The organism is Sphingobacterium hotanense (assembly GCF_008274825.1).
In the GTDB taxonomy this organism is placed as follows: Bacteria; Bacteroidota; Bacteroidia; order Sphingobacteriales; family Sphingobacteriaceae; genus Sphingobacterium; species Sphingobacterium hotanense.
Genome location: NZ_CP030848.1, coordinates 1,094,345 through 1,110,744, shown reverse-complemented (window position 1 = coordinate 1,110,744; position 16,400 = coordinate 1,094,345). Strand labels below are relative to the sequence as shown.

Here is a 16,400-nt window from a genome sequence, read left to right as displayed (position 1 = left end):
GACAAAGAAACATGAAGAGAAGAAATTTTTTACAATTAGCTGCCCTGACGGGGTTGGGCAGCTTAAATCTACCAATTGTATCCGCAGGAAGTTTGGAAAGCCAGACCAGAGCAAAAACTTACGACGGATCTGATGAAATAAAGACCGACGTTTGCATCATCGGCGGCGGTCTGGGCGGATGTGCCGCAGCGTTAGCTGTCTGCAGAAACGGCCTTCGTGCTATCATGACCGAGGAGACCGACTGGATCGGTGGACAGATATCGCAACAAGGGGTTCCACCAGACGAGCACCAATGGATAGAAACACATGGCGCACCTAGCTCCTACCGAGATTACAGAACTCGCGTTCGCGATTTCTATCGCCGTAACTATCCTCTAACTCCGGAAGCAAGAAACAAGATCAACTTAAATCCAGGAAATGGGTCGGTATCCCGAATTTGCCATGAGCCCCATGTTTCCGTGGCTGTGCTGTACGAAATGCTGTTGCCTTACCTCAGCAATGGACAGCTGCAGATATTCTTAGGATTCAAAGCTAATACAGCTCAAATTCAAGGCGACGATGTGAAGAGCATTGCGATTCGCTCCACTGATGAAGATAAAACGATCAACGTCTTGGCAAAAAACTTTATTGACGCTACGGAATGTGGCGATTTACTGCCGATTACCAAGACGGAATATGTCACTGGAACGGAGTCGAAGAAAGAAACCAAAGAGCTACATGCTTCGGAAACCAAAAGACCTCAGAACCATCAGGCGTTTACCGTTTGCTTTGCGATGGACTATCAAGACGGCATTGACAACACAATTGACAAGCCTACAGATTACGATCGATGGAAAAATTACGTCCCTAAACTGAATCCAGCATGGTCTGGAAAACTACTGGATTTATCCTACTCCAATCCGCGCGACCTCAAACCGAAGCGCTTGGGCTTTGATCCTCGCGGTATTGATACACCGGGTATGTTGAACTTATTCAACTACCGCCGATTGATTCACAAGGACAATTTTACGCCCGGCTTTTACGATGGCGATATCACCATTGTAAACTGGCCACAGAATGATTATATGATGGGCAATCTGATCGACGTATCCGGAGCGGAATTCAAAAAGACAGTGGAAGATGCGAAAAACCTTAGTCGCTCCCTTTTTTACTGGCTACAGACAGAGGCACCACGTGCTGATGGCGGCATGGGTTGGAAAGGGCTACGTCTGCGCGGTGATGTGATGGGCACCGTTGATGGCATGGCAAAATATCCTTATATACGCGAATCGCGACGAATCAAGGCACAGTTTACGGTCTTAGAAGAACATGTAGGCGCAGAGAACAGAAAGTTGGTAGCTGGCGAAAAAGAAGGACAAAAAGCCTTTCAATTTTATGATTCTGTGGGCGTGGGCTATTACCATATCGATCTACACCCCAGCAATCAAGGCGACAACTATATAGATTTCGGATCCCTTCCGTTCCAGATACCACTCGGATCCCTATTACCGCAACGCGTAAACAACTTGTTCCCTGCCAATAAAAACATCGGAACAACACATATCACCAACGGATGTTATCGCTTGCACCCCGTAGAATGGAGCATCGGCGAAGCCGTAGGTCTATTGATTGCTTACAGCACTAAAAACAATGTGCATCCAAAACAAGTCAGAAGCAATAAAAACAACCTTAGCGCCTTCCAGAGCTTTATTCAACAACAGGGAATTGAGACGGCATGGAGGATCTAGATATTAGATGTAAGACATTAGATTTTAGACCTGCAGCAATGCAGGTTTTTTCTGTGTTTAGGGGGGGGATGTTTTGACCCTTTGGGTTAAACAAGAAAGGAAAATTTGTTTTGAACCAGGAAAGGAAGGATACAAGGATGAGCAGGATGTTTCGTCTTTGAACCAGGAAAGGAAGGATACAAGGATAAACAGGATCATGTAGAAAGGATAAACGTGCATTTTTCATAGGAGACGTTTAGTGAAACGTCTCTACGCATTGGCGCCCAATTGGCTCCTAAATAATTTTGAACTATTTAGGCGGTAATCATGATGAACCGCGTACTAAAGAAACGTATGATATCAATACCGTAAATGTGCATACCAATATGCAACGCTATAACCGATCCTGTTCATCCTTGCATCCTTCCTTTCCTGGTTCAAAGACGAATTATCCTGACAATCCTAGCATCCTTCCTTTCCTGGTTCAAGACAAAACAGCCTGCAGTTCTAAAATCTTACATCTAATGTCTAATATCTAAAACTTAATAGCCACCCTAGGTCTAAATACTAACTACTAAATACTAAATACTACCCCATTCAGACCCCAATCAAACCCAATTGAAATTGGGTTTGATTGGGATCTGAATGGGGTATGCATTGGGTTTGAAAGGGCTCTATGTCGAAGCAGTCCCCTTCTATTTTCGAAGCGCATTAGCAGAGTTTCTAAGGAGTTTTCTACTCAAAAACCAGTAACTTAGCAAGAATTGGATTTCAGATGCCTGCTATTCTTAGGATATTTGAGTATGGAAAAGACACAACAAGCGATCAATTACGACCGTATCGCACAGGCGATACAGTTTATTCAGGATAACTTTCAGCGTCAGCCGAGCCTGGAGGAAATTGCTGAGCACGTACATCTGAGTCCCTTTCATTTTCAGCGGATGTTTTCTGAATGGGCCGGTACGAGTCCTAAGAAATTCCTACAATATATTCAGATAGACTACGCCAAGAAATTATTAAAAGAAGAACAACGCACCTTGTTCGACACCCATATCTTGACCGGATTTAGCAGCACCAGTAGATTGCACGATCTGTTTGTGCAGATCGAGGGCATGACGCCGGCGGAATACAAACATGGGGGTGCGGGTCTAAGAATTGCCTATAGCTTTCAGGAAACACCGTTCGGCCGTTGTTTAGTAGCTTCGACCGACAAGGGTATTTGCTATATGGCGTTCACCGACAACGAAGAAGATGCTTTACAGACATTGAAATCCCAATTCGAAAAGGCTGAATTTGTCGCTGAAGAGAAGGAAAGCCATCGTCAAGCCCTAACGATTTTCGATCCTGCAGCAGAAAATCCCGTGGATCGTATCAAATTGCATTTAAAAGGTTCCCCTTTTCAATTGAAAGTATGGCAAGCCTTATTGGAAATTCCAACTGGGAAACTCAAGACCTACAAAGAAATTGCGGAGGCAATCGAGCGGCCGACGGCATCAAGAGCCGTAGGTACAGCGATTGGTCAGAATCCTATTGCTTATTTAATTCCTTGTCACCGTGTGATTCAAACTTCAGGAAAATTTGGCAGTTACCGCTGGGATCCTTTACGCAAAACGGCAATCATCGGTTGGGAAATCGCAAAACAAAAACCCGCAATGAGCAATGAGACTATTTAATAATGCAGATCCCAATAAGAATTGGCTTCCCTACGACGGTACGGTAAACTACTATGGGGTCGTAATCGATGACACCGCAGCATTTTATCAGAGTTTGATGCAGGATATTGCGTGGAAGAACGATGAGGCCATGATCTTTGGAAAACATATCTTAACGAAACGCAAAGTGGCCTGGTACGGCGACAATGCTTTTGAGTACACCTATTCGGGGATACTAAAGCGCGCCTTACCTTGGAATGAAACACTCCTGCGTTTAAAGGAAATCGTCGAGCAGGTTTCAGGTGAAACATTTAATTCCTGCCTCTTGAATCTTTATCACGACGGTAGCGAAGGCATGGCATGGCATAGCGATGGAGAGAAGGATTTGAAAAAAAATGGGGCTATCGCTTCCTTGACCTTTGGGGCAGAAAGGAAGTTCTCCTTTAAGCATAAAGAAAGTAAAGAGAAGGTCGATTTGCTGCTGGAAGATGGCAGCCTTTTGATCATGAAGGATACCACACAAACCCATTGGTTGCATCGATTGCCACCAACAAAGGTCACCCATGGCCCAAGAATTAACCTGACCTTTAGGACGATTGAGGAAGTATAGCGAATTTCCAAATGATCTTTTAGTTACGCTGATAAAATTTGCCTAGATTCATTTGATTAACAGCATCTTTCTATTTGCTATTCAGGAAATTAATCTTTATTTTAGGGAAACTAATTTTATTAACACCTATTTTTAGATTATGAACAACTTTCAACGATTCCTCTTGGCGCCGCTCATATATACGCTCTGCATGTTCGTGTTTTTTTGGTTTGAATATGAACCTGTTAAAGCCATTTTAGGTGGAATCATGGCGGGTCTGATGTTCGGAATATTTTACTACTTCTATCAGACTAATAGGATGAAAAAACAATTGACGACGGACGGACTGGATAAAGAGCAAGTCAAGTTACTTAATGGTGCAAATTATGTTACCAAAAACGATTCGCAAGCCGTTAGATTATACCTTCTTTCCGATCGATTAGTATTTATATTCCATAAACCAAAGACAGCGGATGCTCAGAAAGAAATCCCTCTTGAGCAGATTCAGTTAGTAGAAACGGATATGTCAAAGGGACTATTTTTCAAAGGATTGTCCATAAGACTGAACAGTGGCGAGCATATGGATTTCCGTATATTTGCTCCAAAAAAATGGAAAGCGGAAATTGAGAACGCAATGACGAACAATTTGTCTGCGGGCTTAGCGTAATTCAAACGCGTGACACTTCTTAGATTGTCAATAGTCGAATTGTGCGAATTTTTTCCTTATCTTTGTATCAATCAAAATAAATAGCAGTATGTAATACCCCTCTTTCTATCGTTTTATTCCAGCACCTACGGGTGAGATTTATGGTTTCACAAACTTTGAAAGAGCTATGGTTATTTTACAGAACGCTACTTATATACATCCTAATAAAGATGTCCTATTTCAGGACCTACAATTCACGTTAAATAAACAAGAAAAGATTGCCCTCATTGGTCACAATGGCGTCGGCAAGTCTACCCTATTGAAAATTATCGCGGGAATTTTGCCCCTAAATAGCGGGCTACTATCTGTTGATGTAAGTCCCTATTATGTTCCGCAACTATTTGATGCGTACGAGCACTATAGCATTGCGAAGGCTTTAGGCATTGCTGAGAAGATCGACGCCTTACAAAAAATTACGGAGGGCGACGCTTCGATGGAGAACTTTGAGATCCTCAATGATGATTGGGATATCGAGGAGCGTGCGAGCTATGCACTTCAGGAATGGGGTATGGGAGACTTAGCATTATCAGTTCCTTTAAGCTCCTTGAGTGGCGGACAAAAGGTGAAGGTTTTTCTTGCCGGAATTTCGCTGCATCAGCCAGAACTAATATTGATGGATGAGCCTAGCAACCATTTGGATTTGTCTTCGCGCAAGAAGCTTTACGAGTTAATAGAGGATAGCAATGCCAGTATGCTGATCGTGAGCCACGACAGGACTTTGCTGAACCTATTGGACATGACGGCGGAGCTTAGTCCAAAAGGCGTTCAGCGTTTTGGGGGAAATTACGCAGAATTTGCCGAGCAAAAGGACGTAGAGAAGAACGCATTGGATCAGCAACTTCAGAACAAAGAAAAGGAGCTTCGCAAAGCGCGCGATAAGGAACGCGAAGCGGCGGAAAGGCAAAATAAGCTAAATGTCCGAGGTAAAAAGAAGCAAGAGAAGGCAGGCGTAGCGCGTATTATGATGAATACCTTGCGCAATAAGGCCGAGGGCAGCAGCGCCAAATTGAAGTCTGTACATCAGGAGAAAATTGGTGGTATTCGTCAGGAGCTTCATGATCTACGGATAAACCTCTCCGAGTTGGATCAGATGAAGTTTGGTTTCGACAATTCGGATACTTATACCGGGAAGAATCTTATCGACGCGCAGCAAATCAATTTCTCGTACGATCAAGAGATGCTATGGTCGAATGACCTTTCCTTTAAAATATATCATGGCGATCGCGTTGGGATCTATGGCGATAATGGCGCTGGTAAATCGACTTTGATAAAGCTTTTGTTGAATGAGCGGCAACCTGGTAAAGGAACAATTTACCGTGCAGATTTCACATCCATCTACATCGATCAGGACTACTCGATCATCCGGTCGGCGAAGAGTATTTACGAAATGGCCGAATCCTTTAACCAATCAGGTCTTCAGGAGCATGAAATCAAGATCCGCTTGAGCAGGTTTCTATTTGGGAAAGAATCTTGGGGAAAGTCCTGCGCGGTGTTGAGTGGCGGCGAACGCATGCGATTATTGTTATGTTGTCTGAATATCTCCAGCAAAGCGCCAGACATCATTATGCTCGACGAGCCGACGAACAACCTTGATATTCAAAACATTGAGATCTTATCATCTGCGCTAAATGATTTTCAAGGTACGCTATTATTGATTTCGCACGATAAAGTGTTTATGGAGGAGTTGAAAATCGACAAAAGCATAAATTTAAACTAGAATTAAAGGATTTCTTTTTGATTTAAAATTTCTTTGGCGTAAATTCACATTGTATTAAGGAATATCCTTTTTATCAAACCTCTCAAGCCCAAAAGGAACCATGAGATTGACTCTGCTCTTTGTCTTTGCCTTTGGCTTACTCTTCGGATGTAAGGAGGATGATTTTGCGCCAGAAAATAAAACTTTAGATGTTTCGCTATTACAGCAGTATAGCTGGGAGAACCGATCGGAAGTAGAAGAGCAAGCGGTAGATCAGCCTGTGGTTTACAAATACGCAAAAAGGATAACATTGGCATTCAACGAGATACAATTTTCCCATAAGACAGAATCGTATTTTCTAACCAAGCCGGAGAAAATGGGCAACATTAATTTTATTCCCGCATTGGACAATGGGGAATTTTATGGAGATTATACCATTTCAGCTCCTGACTCCATCCTTACTTTTAACTTCTCCTATAGCAATCCAGTAAATAGCGAGTGGAATGTCAATGCTGATACGGTGAATTCAAGCATCAGATACAAGATATTGCAATTAGATCAACGAAAGTTGGAAATAAAACCGTTGAGCGATATGCAGATTGATGGCACGCATCAAAGTATTACTTTTCAGCCGACTGGAAAGTAAAGTCGCTATAGATTGGGATGATATTCTCGATTGATCTGTTCCCTTAGTTCGGGATGCTTCTTAACATATTTGGAAACAAAGGGACAATATACCATAACCTTCTTTTTCTTTTCTTTGGCAAATGCAAAGGCTTGTTCAGCTAATGCAGACGCTACCCCCTGTCCTTTCATGCTCTCAGGCACTACTGTATGCATCATAGCGATATTGTCTTTGTAAAAACGGTATTCCAGCCGTGCTACCTCGTCGTTATGATGGTATTCAAATTGTAGATTCTTTTCGTTATTGATGATTTCCATAATGCGATGTTGTAATAGGATAACGCTAGATTGGGGTGGATGTTTTGGACTTCGATAACGGAAGCAGATATTAAGCTGATAAAAATATAGGTTTGATTTGTTATATTCGATCTAAAACTCTTTCAGTTTTCGGGATGCGACGAATATTAATCGATGATATTGATTCAGAGGATTTTGAAGATATACTTCTTCAGATCGAGGTTTCATTTGACATAAAGTTCGAACGGAATGAGTTAGAAAATATTTATGCACTTGGCGAGCTTTTTGATCATATTGAGAACAAAATCGAGTTGGAAGACCGAGCCGATTGCACAAATCAGCAGGCTTTTTACATGCTTCGAGAAGCAATTGCGCAAACACTTGAAATCGACAAATCGACCATTGGGTTGCAATCTAAGCTTGCCGATCTAATGCCTCGAAACGAAAGACGAGTTTTGCTTCGCCAAATTGACGAGCATTTAGGATTCAAGCTGAATTTATTAAAACCTTCCAATTGGGTAGAGATTTCACTGATGATACTCACATTAATATCATTTGCGACTTTATTCTATGATTCGTGGATAGGATTCACCGGTCTTCTTATTTCCATAATCGGATTCCGTGTTGTTTATTATTTTGCTAAGGAATTGAAGGTTGAAACTATTGCTGATTTAGTTAAAAAAATGACGCGAGAAAACTACATAAGGTCGAGACGCTACGCAACTACTTTCAATAAGAACGAAGTAAAAAAGATATTAACCGAAATATTTTCTGAGTATCTATCTGTTCCTGTTTCGCGCTAGGGTATTATCTCAACCTGTTTTCTTAATGTTCTATATTTTTATTTTTAGTCCTGCGGATAAGTTTCTTCCGGGCAGAGGAGCCAGGTATTTTAATGGAGAGTTTTGCGGTCTCGCCTCTACGTTCAAAAGATTGTTCCCTGATACGAATGCAGTAACCTGATAGGCCCGAAGAGTGAAGAGATAGCCAATATTGGCAGACAGCATAACATAGGCCGGCATCGCTTTTTCTATATTGATATTTTTACCTAAATATTTTTGCTTCATAAACTGCGTATATGCTATATTGAGATTCACCTTCCTTATGTCCGCACGTACCTGCATTCCGTACCGACTTGTCGGAAGATTAGGCATATAATCTCCTTCCGCCCACTTCCGCATTTCATCATCGGAGGTATTCTTATTTTTTACCAAATCTGTAAATCCTTCGAATTGGATACCCTGCTTATTATCCCATTTCTTTTGGTATTGAAGCGTCATTTCAAATCCCGAGATTTCTGTATCGGCAGCCCGCCATTCCTTTTTGACAAATCCACCGGGATTGGAAAGTCCAGTATGCGCTAAATAGATGTAGTTGTTGAAGTTATTATTATAAATATTAGCGACGAGAGTAAATCCTTGGTAACTAATCTTTGCTTCAGCTTCAATGCTATTTGCAATCTCTGGATTAAGCTTGTCATCACCATTCTCTTCGGTAATAATGGCGAAGTGATTATTGCCGGCGTATAGTTCATTAACATCCGGAGCGCGCTCCGCATGATTGTATGAAAGTCTAAACTGCAATAAAATATTGTAGTGCCATTGTACACTACTGGAGAACTGATTAAGATGAAATGATCTTGGGCTAAGAGTGCCTCCTGCCAATCCCCTTGACGTTTTATAATCTGCATCAGCCTGAGCGTGCCGATCGATCCAATCATGCCTGTAGCCTAGGTCTAATTGAAAGGCTTGTAGCTTGAATTGATGAAGAGTAAAAGCCCCGGTTTCTCGGCTTCCAACATTAGGTAGATAGTGCATCAGCCCCTCTCCTAGCATGGATAAGTTGGAGTAATCAACGCCTGTAGTGCTATTCCAAAAATCCTGAGAATGTAGCTCTACTTCCGATCGAATAGCATGACGACGGCTGTTGAATTGATTGACCTTATAGATATCAAGCAGCTCCCTGTTATCGCCATATTGATAACTGTAATTGAGTGTGACTTTATTTATCAATCTATGGATCGGTTGATACGAACCGATCCAAATAAGCCCTCGTAATTCAAGCTTCGCGTATTGATGGGAGAATAGACCGGAGCTTTCGCCGGAGCGCCATGATCGTGATTGTGCTCCGGCTGTTCTATCTTGGCAAATGCAGGGACTCCGAAATAACCTTCGTTGGCTTTAATGCCTACCCCAATCCTTAAATCATGCTTAATGAAGCTTGTCCCTAGGTTGACGGATTTGCTTTCGCCGTGGCTGTTCGGCATAGTTCCTTTCTCCACGGGATGATAGTCTCGTATTCCGTAAACTTCCCGTACATAGCGTGCTGTATTTTCCGGCTGACCAGCAATAAACTTATCGTTTTTTGGATTCTCCACTTGCGTTCCCCCAATTACCGAGTAAGGTTTGTCGGTGTATAGATCTTCTTCTGACAATCCGTGATCGGGCTCCTTCATCTTTTCGATTACATATTGGCTTAAATATGGATAAAGACTGACGTTCTGTACGTTCCGAGCATCAACAATTACTTGGGCGAGGTCTTCGGTTCCTGGATCGATATCGTTATCATATGCTAAAGCTGGCTTAGGATTTCCTGGGATTTTAAAGCGTTCATTCTTGTAGTTCATTCCTCCAAAATGCCAACCCCAATGCTTTCCGATTTGACCCGCAAGGCTTACGGACTGCTTATGTCCACTGTTTGTCCCGGCCTCTGCACTGAAGCCACCTTGTAGTTTGGTGCCACCCAAATGCTTTGGAATAGTCTGATCAATTAAGTTTACCGCCCCTCCTATCGCCTTCCCACCATAAAGCACACTTGCGCCCGATTTGTGTATTTCTATTGCTTCAACGTTATCGAAATCAACATGAACACCCAAGTTTGGTGAGATCCCAGATAAGTTGTTCGTAGAAAGATTATTATTCAATATGCCTACTCTACTGCCACTTAAACTACGAATAGTCGGCATACCGATATATGGTCCATAATTAGAATTTTGTATTCCCGGAATACTGCTTAAAGTTTCCCCCAGTGTGCGTGACTGTATATTTTTCAACTTCAAACTATCTATATACAAACCAGCCGGATATTTGGATAGTCTTTTTTCGACTAGAACTTCTTCAATACTTATTCTTTTTATTGTATCTCCGGTTAGCGACTGTTGCCCCCTCAATCCACAAGAAACAAATAGAAAGATTAATAACAAGTATTTTCTCGCAATCGACAATAGTATCATCTTAATTATCATTTAATGCGGTAAAAGTAAAAATTATTCACTTAATAATGCAACATTATTGCATTTGTAGAATAATATTTTTTACTTTTGACGAAATCAAATACACATACATGAAAATTATTATGAAACCAACTCTCTCTTTTTCTTGCTTTATCATCACGCTATCTCTTTTATTTTCATCATGTAAGAAGGACGGTACATCGGAACAGAAGATGATACAAGAAGAAACCTCAGACTTTAAATTGCAATTCGGTCAGGATACAACATTGGCATTAACACCCATTGATAACATAAAGGGGCCAGTGGATTATGTACTGTCTTTTGACGAGACTGCGGATATCAAAATATCAGAGTCTATCAAACTGCATGATAAGCTAAAAGATGCAATACAAGTCGATTGGGAGAATAAGAAAATCGTCATTAAAAGCGGGCTACTGTATCCCAACTCGGAGGTATCGACCATTAACGGCGCTACGGTTCCACCGATATATAAAATAAAGCTGCGTGCTGTAGCAAAGGATGGCAAGTTACTGGCTGAAAAACTAATAAGTTTTGTTTTGCAAAAATCATCGGTAAACATACAGAGCTCAAATGGTGAATCTTTGGCATTTATTTACACGCTCTTTAGCGATAAAGCAAGTTCTTTCGAACTTCATAGTGAAGCCACGAGAATCGCCGGTACGAGTTGGAATGCGAAATCCAAAGGAATTGACGGTGAAGCAGTTAAAATTGAGAATAATAAAGTCGTCTTTCCAGGTACTTCCGGGAGTCTGACACAAAAGGAAGAGAAAACCTATGAGCTTGAGCCACAATTATTAAAAGACGGCTTCGCAGTAGCTTCCAGTAAGATTAAGTTTATTTTTATCCCCGCAATTCAGTTTGTATATGGCACCTATTATCCTGATTTAAATCTTACTGTAAAATACAATTACCTTATTGTTGATCTACAAGCTGGTTATGTTTCGAAAGCTCCTGCATTTTATCCAGAATCCTACAAAGGGAAATTCAGCATCGATAAAATCGAATGGAACAACAAACCTTATGATGATAGTAAGGGGATCTTTTCAATCAATGAAGATACAGGGATTATCTCGACAAAGGCTAAGAATGATTTACAGAAAGGAAGCTATAAATTGACTATCAAAGCAACCGCGAAACATGGCTTAGAGTTTACCACGCCGATGACTTTGGTGTTGGAGTAAGGATATTGGCGATTAGCAAACTGAATCATATTATTATTGTTTGACTTAATAGGATAGTCGCTTTTGAATCGTATGCAACTTCAAAAGTGACTATCTATTTATATAAATAACAGCAAATGACACATGGATCAGAAAGAGCAAATTTTTGAAATCATTAGTTTCACCGCAGACAATAGAGAATATTATCCGGCATCAATGGAACACGAAGATTGGATGCCAGAGAACTTTGTGAAACACACGGAAATAGAGGCCGCGTTGGGGCAATCTCGATATGGCGGACCAATTATTGATCTACCTCCGGGAGTTGAACATCCAGATAATCTAAGATTTGCAGCACAGTTGGATTTGTCAAAATTCTCGCCCTTCGACAAATCAGGGCTATTACCTAAGAAAGGTCAACTTATCTTCTTTGCAGAAATACTCAACGACACTGGAAAAGTGATTTATGCAGATGTTGCTAACGAGCAATTAGTTCGAATCACCAAGGAACATGAAGACAATTTCTATACTGGAATCTTAATTGACCAAGTATTTGCTGATACAGAAACGTTTGCAGAACGCTATTACGAACCTGATGACGAAGATGAAGAGACAAATGAAGACGGTCTTGTTTGGGGCTACTTTTCTGGTTCCGAAAAATCAAAAATATTCGGAATTTATACCAATTGCCAGTTGCAGGATGAAGAGATTAAAGAAATTACATTTTCCGACAAAGTTGTACTTCTGCAGATCGGTGAGAATGGATTTAATGATGAAGGAGTTTTCAGCGTATTGATTCCAAAAGAAGATTTGAAGAATATGGACTTCGATAATTGCGAGTTTGTTTGGGCGCAATCTTAGGATAAAGATGAATTCTCCTGGGAAATATGTATACTAAAAAAGCTCATCTTTCGATGAGCTTTTTTCCAGTAGCGGGGAGCAGGATCGAACTGCCGACCTCAGGGTTATGAATCCTGCGCTCTAACCATCTGAGCTACCCCGCCGTTTTTCGGTATGCAAAGATAGCAATAAGGAATAAGTTTCAAAGAAATTTTGAATAAAATAATTCAAATTCTCTACTTTATTTTTCCATTCCTTCACAACCATTTTATAATTAAAAAGATAGAATCTAGCATCTGGATCGCTATTTTGAAGACCCTATAAAAAACAGCCTCCTGCCGTCTTGTTGATAACCGTTCTAATGTGCAAAAAAAGATACTGCCGTACTTTTGGATTACAGTTTTATTCGCTAATATTACAAAAAGTAGGTATGCAAACATACCCACTTGAAGAACTTAAATTGTTAGAGACTTCTACTTTGAATAAATATGTCGGAAAAAATTAAACTAGATTTAGAATATGTACTAAATTCTTCTCCTCGAATTTTATTTCCTTACCTGCAGGAGCCAAATGAGCTGGCGCAATGGTTTGCTGACGATGTAAACTATCATGACGGCATATATGAATTTGTATGGGATAACGAGTCACATCGTGCAAAACTCGTTGCTGTCAAAGAAAATAAGAGCGTAAAATTCAAATGGATCGATGATGATCCTTATTTCTTCGAAATCGAAATCGTGCAAGACGAGTTGACAAACGATGTCGCACTCAGCATAACAGATTATGTCAAAGAAGACAACCTCGACGATCGTAAGAAAATCTGGGATAATTCTATCGGATACTTACAAAGCGTTATCGGCGCATAAAACATACGATGCACCCCAACGACCGTTGGGGTGCATATCTTTCCCCCTCTCCTTTTTCACCACCTTTTACATTAACAATTGCGATTCTCAATTGATCATTAACGTTTTTCTAACACATTTCAAGACGTAAAAATTGTATCTTTGCGGATAAACTAGGACGAATAATCTTTTGACTTTCTACCTAGAAGGCATAGGTTTATATGAAGAAAATACATTTATTAATTCTACAAGCATTTATTAAACCATTCTTGGTCACATTTTTCATTGTGATGTTTGTATTATTGATGCTTTTCTTGTTTAAGTATATTGATGACTTAATTGGAAAAGGCTTCCAATGGTATGTTATTTTAGAGCTATTGAGCTACCAATGCGCTGTGCAGTTAGCGATGGCTCTACCCTTATCCATGTTACTATCTTCTATCATGACGTTCGGGAACTTGGGCGAAAGCTATGAGCTCGTGGCTATCAAAGCCGCTGGCGTTTCCTTACGGAAAGCAATGACGCCGCTATTCGTCGTGGTAGCACTATTCAGTGCCGGATCATTTTTCTTCTCGGATTATATATTGCCGGTGGTAAACCTAAAGATGGGTTCGCTGCTTTATGATGTCCGTAAGAAAAAAGCCGACTTCTTTATTAAACCAGGTGTATTCAATAGTACAATTCCGGGCTATTCTATTCGCGCAAAAGCAAAGAGCGAAGACGGTACGACGCTCTATGATATGATGATCTATCAACATCAGTCAGGTGGTACTGCAGATAATGTCACCTTCGCAAAAGAAGGCTATGTGCAGAACTCGCCAGATAACAGATACATGGTATTGAAGCTGATTGATGGTGTTCGTTATGAAGATGCACGGGTGAAGAACGCGAAGCGTTATGATCCGAGACAGCAGTTTACTCGATTTAGGTTCAAGGAAACGACGACTAAGTTTGACATGAGTTCCTTTGATATGAACCGAACGGATCAGGATCTCTTCAAATCACATCATCAGATGTTGAACTTGAAGCAGCTTCGTTTATATTCTGATTCCAATCACGTTTACATCGACAGCTTACAACAGGTCAATGCATTAGAGGCTAAACGTTATATCAATCTTTATTCTTCCTATTTCCAGAACGGCAAACCTCCTGCAAGCAAAGCAAATATCCATCTAGATGATATTGCCACGAAAGAGCAGTATAGAATGGCCCTAAATAATGCATTAAATCAGGCTCGTCAGGTAAAAGACCTTGCGGTGAATAAGCAGATGGAATACGCTCCTTACAAGGAGAAAGACATTCGCTATGATATAGAATGGCACCGGAAGTTTACATTGGCGGTATCCTGTTTGCTCTTGTTCGGTATTGGAGCTCCCTTAGGGGCTATTATCCGTAAAGGCGGTCTTGGCCTACCTGTGGTTATGGCGATTATCTTCTTCCTTATTTACCACGTTATTGCAACGCTGGCAGAGAAAGCAGCGAAAGACGCTAGCTTAACACCAATGTGGGGCATGTGGATGGCTATCATTGTGCTCACGCCGCTAGCTATCTTCCTGACTTACAAATCAACTACCGACTCCAAACTATTCGATGCCGATCAGTATAAACTGAAAGCCGAAGCCCTATGGAAACGTATTGTCGCATTTTTTAATAGAAAAAAGAAAACCGATTATAGCAAAGGCTAGTATATTATGACAGCATATTAATAAAATAATGCATGATATGCCCTACCTTTGTACTGATATTTACTACAGAATGGAAATTAAATTAAACACGATAGAGGAAGCTATTGAGGATATCAAAGCTGGAAAAGTCATAATCGTCGTAGATGATGAAGATCGTGAAAACGAAGGCGACTTCGTAACTGCTGCGCGCAATGCGACGCCAGAAATTATCAACTTTATGGCCACTCACGGACGTGGGCTTGTATGTGCACCATTGACCGAAGAGCGTTGTCGTGAGTTGAACCTAGGCTTAATGGTCAACAACAATACGGCTGTTTATGAAACAAACTTTACCGTATCTGTCGATCTACAGGGTTATGGATGTACAACTGGTATCTCCGCATCCGATCGTTCAAAAACAATCAAAGCATTAATCGATCCCAATATCCGCCCAGAGGAGTTAGGACGTCCGGGACATATCTTTCCATTGATCGCTAAAGATGGCGGTGTTCTTCGTAGAACAGGTCATACTGAAGCATCGGTAGACTTAGCGCGCTTAGCGGGTTTTGAACCTGCAGGCGTATTGGTCGAAATCCTTAAAGACGATGGAGAAATGGCTCGCCTACCTGATTTGATCAAGGTAGCTGAACGTTTTGATTTAAAAATCATCAGCATTGAAGACCTTATCGAGTACCGTTTGAAACATGACACCTTAATCAAAGAAGAGGTTACTGTCGAGATGCCTACGGAATGGGGTGACTTCAAAATGAAAGCATTTACGCAGAAAAATACCGGTGAGCAGCACTTAGCCTTATACAAAGGGGAATGGAATGAGGACGAACCTGTCCTTGTCCGCGTTCATAGCTCATGTGTTACAGGTGATATATTCGGTTCATGCCGTTGTGATTGTGGACCACAATTACACAAATCAATGGAGATCATCCAGAAAGAAGGTAAAGGTATTATCGTTTATATGAACCAAGAAGGTAGAGGAATTGGCTTGGTTAACAAGCTTCATGCTTACAAACTCCAAGAGCAGGGTTCTGATACGGTAGATGCTAATATCGAACTGGGTTTCAAACCAGATTTAAGAGATTATGGCGTTGGAGCACAAATCCTTCGTTATATGGGCGTTACGAAAATGCGCTTGTTATCAAATAATCCAAGCAAACGAGCTGGACTTATCGGCTACGGATTAGAAGTGGTAGAAAATGTGCCAATTGAAATCCAACCCAATCAGTTCAACGAAAACTACTTGAAAACAAAAAGAGACCGCATGGGTCACACCCTAAGCAACTTATAAGCATATTAAGAGGAGGATTAAACATCCTCCTTTTCTATTAATATAATACCCTAAGTTTTAGCTTT

Annotated in this window: 15 protein-coding genes and 1 tRNA gene; 12 read left to right on the top strand and 4 right to left on the bottom strand. The window is 41.0% G+C overall.

From position 1 onward, the window contains the following. Positions 1-11 precede the first annotated feature (11 nt). From DSM08_RS04635 to DSM08_RS04610, 6 genes are all read left to right on the top strand, one after another. Positions 12-1,727: an FAD-dependent oxidoreductase gene (locus DSM08_RS04635; RefSeq protein ID WP_149525060.1), complete on the top strand. Its 1,716-nt coding sequence runs from the start codon at positions 12-14 to the stop codon at positions 1,725-1,727. A gap of 782 nt (positions 1,728-2,509) precedes the next feature. Beyond that, on the top strand, positions 2,510-3,379 hold the full coding sequence (locus tag DSM08_RS04630) for a bifunctional transcriptional activator/DNA repair enzyme AdaA (protein WP_149525059.1): 870 nt from the start codon (positions 2,510-2,512) through the stop codon (positions 3,377-3,379). Continuing rightward, on the top strand, positions 3,366-3,968 hold the full coding sequence (locus tag DSM08_RS04625) for an alpha-ketoglutarate-dependent dioxygenase AlkB family protein (protein ID WP_149525058.1): 603 nt from the start codon (positions 3,366-3,368) through the stop codon (positions 3,966-3,968). The genes DSM08_RS04630 and DSM08_RS04625 overlap by 14 nt, the downstream gene beginning before the upstream one ends. Before the next feature lie 139 nt (positions 3,969-4,107). After that, a complete protein-coding gene (locus DSM08_RS04620; RefSeq protein WP_149525057.1) occupies positions 4,108-4,614 on the top strand; it encodes a hypothetical protein in 507 nt (168 codons plus the stop codon). A gap of 166 nt (positions 4,615-4,780) precedes the next feature. Continuing rightward, positions 4,781-6,370, top strand: coding sequence for an ABC-F family ATP-binding cassette domain-containing protein (locus DSM08_RS04615; RefSeq protein WP_149525056.1), 1,590 nt, complete (start codon positions 4,781-4,783; stop codon positions 6,368-6,370). Positions 6,371-6,470: 100 nt separating this feature from the next. Then, on the top strand, positions 6,471-6,995 hold the full coding sequence (locus tag DSM08_RS04610) for a hypothetical protein (protein WP_149525055.1): 525 nt from the start codon (positions 6,471-6,473) through the stop codon (positions 6,993-6,995). 5 nt (positions 6,996-7,000) lie between these two features. Here the strand turns inward: DSM08_RS04610 and DSM08_RS04605 are convergent, their stop codons facing one another. Next, a complete protein-coding gene (locus tag DSM08_RS04605; protein ID WP_149525054.1) occupies positions 7,001-7,291 on the bottom strand; it encodes a GNAT family N-acetyltransferase in 291 nt (96 codons plus the stop codon). 134 nt (positions 7,292-7,425) lie between these two features. Here DSM08_RS04605 and DSM08_RS04600 point away from each other — a divergent pair, with 134 nt between their 5' ends. After that, complete coding sequence (locus DSM08_RS04600; RefSeq protein ID WP_149525053.1) at positions 7,426-8,073, top strand: hypothetical protein; 648 nt, start codon at positions 7,426-7,428, stop codon at positions 8,071-8,073. A gap of 30 nt (positions 8,074-8,103) precedes the next feature. Here DSM08_RS04600 and DSM08_RS04595 read toward each other — a convergent pair whose 3' ends face one another. Together DSM08_RS04595 and DSM08_RS04590 are read right to left on the bottom strand one after the other, a co-directional pair. Continuing rightward, positions 8,104-9,282, bottom strand: coding sequence for a TonB-dependent receptor domain-containing protein (locus DSM08_RS04595; protein WP_187773974.1), 1,179 nt, complete (start codon positions 9,280-9,282; stop codon positions 8,104-8,106). Next, positions 9,279-10,514, bottom strand: coding sequence for a TonB-dependent receptor plug domain-containing protein (locus DSM08_RS04590; RefSeq protein ID WP_149525051.1), 1,236 nt, complete (start codon positions 10,512-10,514; stop codon positions 9,279-9,281). Before DSM08_RS04590 ends, DSM08_RS04595 begins: the two co-directional genes overlap by 4 nt. Positions 10,515-10,612: 98 nt before the next feature. Between DSM08_RS04590 and DSM08_RS04585 the strand changes: the two genes are divergently transcribed. Continuing rightward, complete coding sequence (locus DSM08_RS04585; protein ID WP_149525050.1) at positions 10,613-11,704, top strand: cadherin repeat domain-containing protein; 1,092 nt, start codon at positions 10,613-10,615, stop codon at positions 11,702-11,704. 123 nt (positions 11,705-11,827) lie between these two features. Then, entirely contained in the window at positions 11,828-12,544 is a 717-nt protein-coding gene (locus DSM08_RS04580) for a DUF1963 domain-containing protein (protein WP_149525049.1), read from the top strand. Between the two features lie 69 nt (positions 12,545-12,613). On the opposite strand, the gene DSM08_RS04575 is transcribed toward DSM08_RS04580, so the two are convergent. Then, positions 12,614-12,687, bottom strand: a tRNA-Met gene (locus DSM08_RS04575). A 324-nt stretch (positions 12,688-13,011) separates the two neighbouring features. Here DSM08_RS04575 and DSM08_RS04570 point away from each other — a divergent pair. The 3 genes from DSM08_RS04570 (at position 13,012) to DSM08_RS04560 (ending at position 16,335) form a co-directional block, all read left to right on the top strand. After that, a complete protein-coding gene (locus tag DSM08_RS04570; protein WP_149525048.1) occupies positions 13,012-13,389 on the top strand; it encodes an START-like domain-containing protein in 378 nt (125 codons plus the stop codon). 200 nt (positions 13,390-13,589) lie between these two features. Further along, positions 13,590-15,053, top strand: coding sequence for an LptF/LptG family permease (locus DSM08_RS04565; RefSeq protein WP_149525047.1), 1,464 nt, complete (start codon positions 13,590-13,592; stop codon positions 15,051-15,053). 70 nt (positions 15,054-15,123) lie between these two features. Beyond that, the gene (locus DSM08_RS04560; protein ID WP_149525046.1) at positions 15,124-16,335 is read left to right on the top strand and encodes a bifunctional 3,4-dihydroxy-2-butanone-4-phosphate synthase/GTP cyclohydrolase II; all 1,212 of its coding nucleotides are present in this window, start codon (positions 15,124-15,126) and stop codon (positions 16,333-16,335) included. Positions 16,336-16,400 lie beyond the last annotated feature (65 nt).